Source organism: Streptomyces sp. NPDC007095, from assembly GCF_040634475.1.
Lineage (GTDB): Bacteria > Actinomycetota > Actinomycetes > Streptomycetales > Streptomycetaceae > Streptomyces.
On record NZ_JBEYFS010000063.1, the window covers coordinates 1 to 8,438 of the forward strand.

General features: G+C 68.5%; 8 protein-coding genes and 1 pseudogene. 8 read left to right on the forward strand and 1 reads right to left on the reverse strand.

The annotated features are described in order from the left end of the window. Positions 1-120 precede the first annotated feature (120 nt). Positions 121-324 (reverse strand): annotated as a pseudogene (locus tag ABZ656_RS22350) (MbtH family protein); the annotation flags it as partial. Between the two features lie 387 nt (positions 325-711). Here ABZ656_RS22350 and ABZ656_RS22355 point away from each other — a divergent pair. The 8 genes from ABZ656_RS22355 to ABZ656_RS22390 all read left to right on the forward strand — a co-directional run bounded on the left by ABZ656_RS22355 (position 712) and on the right by ABZ656_RS22390 (position 8,292). Next, the gene (locus ABZ656_RS22355) at positions 712-1,662 is read left to right on the forward strand and encodes a chlorinating enzyme (RefSeq protein ID WP_101407780.1); all 951 of its coding nucleotides are present in this window, start codon (positions 712-714) and stop codon (positions 1,660-1,662) included. Positions 1,663-1,676: 14 nt separating this feature from the next. After that, positions 1,677-3,290, forward strand: a complete 1,614-nt coding sequence (locus tag ABZ656_RS22360; protein ID WP_218978417.1) for an amino acid adenylation domain-containing protein — start codon at positions 1,677-1,679, stop codon at positions 3,288-3,290. Continuing rightward, positions 3,287-3,559, forward strand: coding sequence for a phosphopantetheine-binding protein (locus tag ABZ656_RS22365; RefSeq protein WP_101407778.1), 273 nt, complete (start codon positions 3,287-3,289; stop codon positions 3,557-3,559). The genes ABZ656_RS22360 and ABZ656_RS22365 overlap by 4 nt, the downstream gene beginning before the upstream one ends. Position 3,560: 1 nt before the next feature. Beyond that, the gene (locus tag ABZ656_RS22370; protein ID WP_180362720.1) at positions 3,561-4,325 is read left to right on the forward strand and encodes an alpha/beta fold hydrolase; all 765 of its coding nucleotides are present in this window, start codon (positions 3,561-3,563) and stop codon (positions 4,323-4,325) included. 428 nt (positions 4,326-4,753) lie between these two features. After that, positions 4,754-5,566 (forward strand): hypothetical protein, encoded by an 813-nt coding sequence (locus tag ABZ656_RS22375; protein ID WP_360270020.1) that lies wholly within the window; start codon positions 4,754-4,756, stop codon positions 5,564-5,566. 90 nt (positions 5,567-5,656) lie between these two features. Beyond that, positions 5,657-7,474, forward strand: a complete 1,818-nt coding sequence (locus ABZ656_RS22380) for an FAD-binding protein (RefSeq protein WP_360270049.1) — start codon at positions 5,657-5,659, stop codon at positions 7,472-7,474. After that, positions 7,471-7,746: a hypothetical protein gene (locus tag ABZ656_RS22385; protein WP_360270022.1), complete on the forward strand. Its 276-nt coding sequence runs from the start codon at positions 7,471-7,473 to the stop codon at positions 7,744-7,746. The genes ABZ656_RS22380 and ABZ656_RS22385 overlap by 4 nt, the downstream gene beginning before the upstream one ends. A 36-nt stretch (positions 7,747-7,782) precedes the next feature. Beyond that, positions 7,783-8,292 (forward strand): YbaK/EbsC family protein, encoded by a 510-nt coding sequence (locus ABZ656_RS22390; RefSeq protein ID WP_360270024.1) that lies wholly within the window; start codon positions 7,783-7,785, stop codon positions 8,290-8,292. Positions 8,293-8,438 lie beyond the last annotated feature (146 nt).

Sequence of the window (8,438 nt, forward strand, 5' to 3'; positions counted from 1 at the left end):
ATGTATCCGCCACCGAGCTGCTCCGCCTTCCACGGGCGCAGTGGCTCCAGGCTGTGGGCGGTGACCACGTGCGGTGTGCCGTGGTAGAGCTTGGCTGCCGGTGGCGACCGGGGCGGCGGCCATGGCCTCTTGAAGGCTCTTCGGCCGCAGGTCGGTCCAGTTCTCCTCGATGTAGTGCAGGCACTCCTGGCGGTCGGCTTCACCGAAGACGATCCGCCAGCCGGAAGGGACTTCGGCGAACGTCGGCCACAGCGAGTGCTGTTCCTCTTCATTCACCAGGACGAAGAAACGTCCGTCGTCATCGTCGAAGGGGTTGCCACTCATGATCAACTCCAATTCTCGCCGGAGAATTCAGGTATCCGCGCGGCGGGGCGGGCCGGAGTGCGGCGAGCGCAGGTCGCAGCTCGTCGTACCAGACGCAATTTTGGCACGGAGTTCGCGACCGCTGTAAAGGATCCCCGGGAAATCCCTGGCCGTGCCGCCCGATGCGGCATCGTCGCATAAGCGGGGATGTCCTGTGGACCGGACAGGTCGTACGCGAGTGTCGTGCCCAACGTTCGGCATTCTCAAGGCTCTTCCCATTGCGGCAGTCCTCTGCTTAAGGTCGGAACTCGCGGCGTGAACTGCGGGAAACCCTGCGCTTTCCGGGGGCCGGTATCCGCCTCGGAAGAAACGCTCGCACTGTGAATGGTCTTGAAAGGGTGATGTGACATGGCGAATGCCGTCGGCGCGGCCGTCAACTATGCACTGAGCACGCAAGAATTAGAGCAATTCCAGCGCGACGGTTTCATCGGTCCATTCGACGTGTACGAACCCGCCGAGATGGAGCAAGCGTTGCAGGCCATGCGGCCCAAGCTCATCGACAGCAGGCAGGGTGTCTACCACCAGGGGGACGCACTGTCCGGGACGACCAACCTGGCCAGCTATGACCGGCACTTGGATGTCGACTTTCTGGCCAGGCACGTCAGCCGGCCGGAGATCGTCGACCGCGTCACGAGTGCCCTCGGCCCGGACGCGCTGTGCTGGCGCACGGAGTTCTTCCCGAAGTACCCCGGCGACGAGGGCACGGACTGGCACCAGGCGGACAACTTCGCCAACGTGGGCAAGCACCCGCAGATCGTCTGGCCCGAGGACGCGGGCTTCGGCGGCGCCCTCACCGTGTGGACAGCCTTCACCGACTCCGTGATCGAGAACGGCTGTCTGCAGTTCATCCCCGGTTCGCACAAGACGATGAACTACGACGAGAACAAGGTCATCGAGTACGACGCTGACAGGATCAACCAGAGCGTCAAGAACGGCGTCCGACGCGGCTTTTACGGCTACGACTACCGGCAGCTGCAGAAGGATCCGAACTGGAGCCCTGACGAGTCCAAGGCCAAGTCGATGGTCATGCGCCAGGGCCAGGCCATCATGTTCTGGTCCACGCTCATGCACGCCTCGCACCCACACAGCGGCGTGACCGACAAGATGCGCCTCGGCTTCACCGCGCGCTACGTGCCCACTGCGGTGCAGGTGTACCCGCATCAGGACACCCTCGCCGAGTACGGAGTGGAGGTCAGCCTGGAGAAGTGGGGCTGCGTGCTCGTCTCCGGCAAGGACGATTACGGCCACAACCGGTTCGTCGATCGTACGATCAACGGCACGCCCTTCGAGCTGCGATGAGGACCGGAAAGTCCGTGGGCGTCACCGCGGAGGCGGTGACCTGCTCGGCCGCGGCTTTGGCCGTGCACCGGGAGATCAACAGGACCGCGACTCCCTATCCGCGGGACAGCAACGTGGTGGAGCGTTTCGAGTTCTGGGCGCAGCGCCGCCCGGACGCCACCGCCGCCGTGCAGGGGGAGCGTGCGCTCAGCTATCGAGAGCTCAACCGGTTCGCCAACGGGCTGGCGCGCGAGCTGCACGATGACGGCGTCGGCGCGGGCACGCCCGTCGCGGTGTGCGTGGCCCGGTCGCCCGAGATGCTCGTCGCCTTGCTGGGCGTCCTCAAATGCGGCGGGACCTACGTACCGGTGGACCCCCAGTGGCCCGACGAGCGCCTGCGGGCCGTCCTCGTGGACTCCGACTGCGCCCGGGTGCTCAGCGACCGGCCGGGCGCGCTGGCGGAGCGGCTCAAGGGGGGCGCGTGCCGCGTGCTGGAGATCACTGAACGGACCCTTGTCCCGGTCAACGCCAACCCCACTTGCCCGGTCGGCCCCGAGAGCATCGCCTGCATCAACTTCACATCGGGGTCGACAGGCCGGGCGAAGGGCGTACCGATCCTGCACCGGGGCATCGTCCGGCTGGTGCACGGCGCCAGTTACGGGCCGCTGGACGAGAACAGCCGTGTCCTGCAGGTGACTCCGGTGACCTTCGACATCGCCACCTGGGAGATTTGGGCCGCGCTCCTCAACGGCGGGACGTCCGTGATGTACCCCGCGGAATTCGTCCAGCTCTCCCACCTTGACCGTGTCATCAAGGCCGGGGGCGTCAACATCCTCCTGCTCACCACGGCCCTGTTCAACTCGGTGGTGGACGAGGCCCCCGAGGCACTGGAGACCGTGGCGACCATCACCAGCGGCGGCGAGGCGCACTCGCACCGGCACATGACCAAGGCCGTGCAGACCTACGGGCCCGGGCGGGTGGTCAACCTGTACGGGCCCACCGAGTGCACCTGCATCGCCACACACTTCCCCGTTGACGAGCCACCACGCCCGGACATGCCATTGCCGATCGGCCGACCGATCCAGAACACCCGGCTCTACGTGCTGGCCGACGACGCCCGCAGGCTTTGCGGGCCGGGAGAGACCGGGGAGATCTGTCTGGCGGGCGACGGCCTCGCGGTCGGATACCTCGGGCGGCCCGATCTTACCGAGGCGGCGTTCGTGCACCGTCGCATCGACGGCGAGCGCGAGCGTCTGTACCGGACGGGCGACCTGGGTCGTCTCCTGCCCGGTGGGGACGTTGTGTTCGAGGGCCGACGGGACGACCAGGTCAAGATCAATAGCTTCCGCATTGAACTCGGTGAGATCACCCACCATTTGAACAGCCACCCGTTGGTGAAGCAGAGTTGCGTGGCCGTGCGGGACAATCAGGGCGACAAGTCCCTGGTGGCTTTCGTGGTGCCGACCGGGCCCGACGCCTCGCCGGCCCGTTTCCGCGAGCATCTGACGACCAAGCTGCCCCGCTACATGGTTCCGGCCCAGATCCACCTCTGCGACCGCTTTCCGCTGACGCCCAACGGAAAGATCGACCACCGCGCCCTGCTCACCGCACACGTATCGCCAGCGACGTCAGGAGAGTGCATCCGATGAGCGAAGCAACGCACCAGACCACCACGGAGGCGATGTCCCCCACCGAGTCGGCGCTCGTGGAGATGTGGCGCGATCTGCTCGCGCGCACGGACATCCACCGTGGGGACAGCTTCTTCGAGTCGGGGGGCACCTCGCTCACCGCGATCAAGCTGCTCCAGCGCGTGGAGAAGAAGTTCGGCCCCGATGTCCTGTCACCGGACACGCTCTACGAGGACGCCAGGCTCGGCAGCCTGGCCAAGGCCATCGACGAGGCCACCAGGCGCGGCTGAGGTGCCGTCGCCCTGGTACTCCGTCTACGTCCCCCGGCCTGCCGCCTCGGTGTGTCTGTACTGCCTGCCGTGTGCCGGCGGGGACGCGACGATGTTCCGGGCGTGGGCGGAGCGCCTGCCGCCCAGCATCGAGCTGCGGGCGATCCGCTTGCCGGGCCGGCACGCGTGGCACCCTGAGCCGGTGTTCACCGACTGCGGTGCGGCGGCGGACAGGTTGGCTTTGGGACTTGGCCCCGAACTGCGGCCGCCGTACGTGCTGTTCGGGCACAGCATGGGCGCGCTGCTCGCGCACCAGCTGGTCCGGGCCGTCGAGCGCCGCGGGCTTGCCCCGCCCGCCCTCTTCGTCTCGGCCGCCTGGCTGGTGGAGGGCATCCCGCTCGAGCGGCTGCCGGACCCGGCCGCGCCCGACGACCGGTTCGTCGACCGGCTCCGGCGGCTCGGCGGGGTGCCGCCCGAGGTTCTCGCGGACCCGGAGGTGCTGGCCTTCACACTGCCGGTGCTGAGGGCCGACTACCGGCTCTGCCGGACGTATGCGTACCGGCCCGGCCAACCGCAGCTGGGAGTGCCGGTGCGAGCCATGGGAGGGGTTGTGGACTCTGTGACACCGGTCGGGGAGATGGAGAGCTGGCGCCACCACACGAGCAGGTTTCTGGGCGTGAGTCGGTTCCAGGGGGACCACTTCTTCATCCGTGAGCATGCGGACGGGGTCGTCGACGCTCTGGCCGAGGACGTCGCCGCGGTGACGGCCGACGGGTGTGTGCCGTAACGACCGCTCCCAGGGATGGGGACGGGCGGCGGCAGTCAGGGCGCTCCCGGGTGCAGAATCGAGAGATCCTGATTGATCGCCAGAAATATGCGCCGGATGCTCAGTTCAGCCAATTGCATTTCCCTGTCCTGTTGACCGGACGGCTGATCCAGGTTTCACATTGCGCTATGGAGGGCTGCCTGGCTGTTTCGCCGGGAGCGTGAGACGGCCCCATCGGCCGGTGGGGAATCGGTCCGCAGCTTGCTGATTGAGTATCGGCCGGAGCCCATGGCGCGGTAAATCCGCTAGGCTCGTCGAGACAACTCATTTCGTGACGGCGAGGACCACTCGCCGATTTCACCGGGCGAGCCGTTTCGTGCCCTTTGTTGATTTCCCGCGCGGCGCCGACCAGGAATCCGATCACCTTTCGCCAAGAGGAGTGCTACGTCATGCCCGTCACGATCGACGACCTCGTTGCCCGCATCTGCGGCCACCGCTGCTACAGCCACCCGATCTTCGAGCACTGGGCCGAGGTCCGGCCGGAGAGCACCGTGGTGGGTGCACTCTTCCACCAGATCCGCAACTTCTGCGATGCCACCCGTCCCGGCGGCAAGTTCCCGGAGGCGCTGGCGGAACACAAGCTCTCCAAGGAGAGCGCCCTGCTTCAGGAGATCATCGAGAGCGAGGAGAACCACGCCCCCGAACTCGCCACGATGGCCGGATACATCGTTAACCGGGCCGCGGGCCACACGGTCTTCAGCGACCTCTACGATCAGGAGCTGGTCGAGCAGGGGCTCAAGGAGTTCTCCGACAAGCTCCTGGAGAACCTGCCCGGATACGACCCGAAGACCGGGCTGCTCGCCCAGACTCGGCGTGCCCGAGCCGTCTTCGACGGCCGTCAGCAGGTCGATCGGGAGTCCACGCTGCGCAACCTCGGCACGGCGCTGGCCCTGGAAATGATCTCCAACCGGCATCTGATTCCCGGCGAGAAGGCCGCGCTTGTGGATGCGGGGCACTACGACGCCGCGCTGGAGGACGCGGAGATGCACTACCTGCTGGAGCACTGGGGCGAGATAGGCGCCGAGCAGCAGCACGAAAAGAACGCGGTGGCCGCAGTCGACTCCGTGCTGACCGCGCAGAACGAGGCCCTGGTACTTGAAGGTGTCGATCTGTTCCTCGACTCGCTGGTGGACCTGTGGGATGTCCTCGACGCCGCGCTGCTGGCTTCCGGTCGGCCGGGAGCCGAACTCATCTCCGCCTGACCGGAACCGGGGTCCGCCGCTCACGAGGCGGCGGACTCCCGGACTTCCCGCAGCTGAGGCGTTCCCGCGGAAGAGGAATGGGGGGTGACGATGGCACGTCCGTTGAAGATCGCGGTTCTCGTCAAGCAGGTGCCGAAGTTCGAGTCCCTGCGGCTGGGCGGTGACCGCAGGCTGCGGCGGGGCGGGCAGCAGTTGGAGATGAACCCCTACTGTCGGCGCGCCGTGGCCCAAGGGGTGGAACTCGCCCGGGAGTCGGGGGGCGAGTGCGTGGTGCTCACCATGGGGCTACCGGCGGCCGAGGACTGCCTGCGCGAGGCCGTCGCCTGCGGCGCCACCCGTGGCGTTCTCGTCAGCGACCGCGTACTGGCCGGCAGCGACACCCTGGCCACCGCCCGCGCACTCGCGGCCGCGCTGAGCCGCCTGGGTCAGTTCGACCTTGTGCTGTGCGGCCGTAACTCGGTCGACGGCGAGACGGGCCAGATACCCGCGCAACTCGCCGAGCTGCTCGACCTGCCCCTGGCGGCCGGGGTCCGCGAGTTGGCCCTCAAGGACACCACGCTCGTGGTGCGGTGCGAACACGACGACGGAGGGCTGCGCGCCGAACTGTCCCTGCCCGCACTGCTCAGCTGCGCGGAACGGCTGATCCATCCGGCCAAGGCCGGCCCCGCCGAGCGCGCCGCGGTGCCCGCGCACCTCCTCAGCCGCCTGGACGCGACGCAGTTAGGTCCGGGCCCCTGGGGCGACGCGGCGAGCATGACGGAGGTGGGCGTCAGCCGACGGCTCGACAGCAACCGGCTGCGCCTTCGCCACGACGGTGACGTCGCCGCTCAGGCGCGGAGTGTGGTGGCCGAGCTGGCCGAACGCGGTGCCTTCGACATCGACCCCGAGCCGCTCCCACCGCCGGTGCCTGGGCCGTGCCCCGGCGCGGGCACCGGTGACGTGGTGGTGCTGGCCGAACCGGGCCGCGACCGGCTCACCCAGGAGTTGCTGGGCCGCGCGGCCGAACTGGCCGTGCCCACCGGCAGGCGCGTCACGCTCCTCGGCCCGGCTCCGCCGAACCTGGCAGTGGCGGGATCGTGGGGCGCCGATGTGGTCGGCACCCTCACGGGCTCGAACGCCGAGCGGGACCTCGCCGACGGTGTCGCCGCCTGGTGCCGCGCCCGTACGCCCTGGGCAGTCCTGGCGCCGTCGACCATGTGGGGGCGCGAGATCGCCGGGCGGGTGGCTGCCCGGCTCGGCGTCGGCCTGGCGGGGGATGCCATTGACGTCGTACTGGACGCGCAGGGTGAACTGGTGTGCTGGAAAGCGGCGTTCAGCGGAGGCCTCGTCGCAGCCGTCACGTGCCGTTCGGCCATCCGGTTCGCGACGGTTCGCGGCGGCTCCCTGGGGCTGCTCGCGCCGCGCGCCGCGGTCGCCGTGCGGGGACCGGACCTGGCCGTGGACCCGCGCCCGGGCGTGCGGGCCGCCGTGCGCGAGTTCGACGGCCGGCTCGAAGCCCTCGCGGTGGCCCGGGCCATCGTCTGCGTGGGTGTGGCCGTACCGCCTGCGGACTACCCCGTCCTGAATCCCCTGCTGCACGCCCTCGGCGCCGAACTCGCCGCCACGCGCAAGGTCGCCGACATGGGGTGGCAGCCCCGCGCTCGCCAGATCGGTGTGACCGGACGCAGCGTGGCGCCGCGGCTCTACGTCGCGATCGGCACCAGCGGCAAGCTCACCAACATGGCCGGCGCGCGCGGAGCCGGTCTGGTCCTCGGAATCAACAGCGATCCCCGGGCTCCGCTGTTCGATGCCGTCGACGTCGGGATGGTCGCGGACTGGCGGGACGCCGTCCCGCAGCTCGTGACCGCACTGAAACAGCGCGGACTCCAGCACGGCACCCCCCTGCTCGCGAGAGGAAGCACCCGATGAAGCACTGCGACACCCGCCCCACGGCGGTCCCCGGCATCGTCGACGGTTCGCTGACGATTTCTCTGGGAACCGACCACGAGGTCTCGTTCCACGTCGCGCTCGGCTCCGATGGAGACCCGACCGGGCAGGGCGCACAGTTCGAATTCATCCTCATGCCGGAGGGCGCGGAAGTCGTCCGCGCCGCGCTGGCGGCCAGCTCCGGCCGGACAGCCCCGTTCGGGACCTGGCCCTCGTCGGTCCCTTGCCAGATCGGGATTCACGTCAGCCGTTGAACCGGGCCACAGGCCCGGGCACCAGGAAGGATCGGAATGAGCGAGGTCTACCACCTGCTGATCGACCACCTCACGAAGCACGGAGTGGGGTTCGAGGAGATCGAGCACCCGCCGGCTGCCTCGGCCGAGGAGTACAGCCGCGTGGTCGGCTCGGCCCTGCACGAACAGGCGAAGGCGCTTCTGCTGCGGCGCCACCGGCGGGGAGGAAAGGACTTCCTCATTCACTCGCTGCCCGGCGATCAGCGGGCGGACCTTCACGCACTGGCCGGGCCCCTGGAGGCCAAGCGGCTGCGGATGGCCGATGCCGACGAGCTCGAGGAGGCCACCGGCTGCGGATTCGGCGAACTGCCGTCCGTCGGGTCCGTCTTCGGCCTCCGGCTGAGCATGGACGCCCGCCTCCTGACGCAGAAGAGGATCTTCTTCAACGCGGGAGTGCTCCATCGCTCCGTGGTCCTGGATCCGAACGCCCTGAAGAACCTTGAGTCGCCGATCGTGGTGGCCGCGCAAAGAACAGTCGATGCGGAAAACACAGCCCTTTCTTCCTGACGGCCGGACACGACCTTTGGGCGGAGCCGCAGTCCGCTGATCCGGTAGGGGCCGCACGAAGGTGTGCGGATGCGCGCGGAAATGCACACGTGCGCGTCGATCCGGGAATGGAACTAAACGAGGGGTGGAGCTTTGCGTTCGTTTGG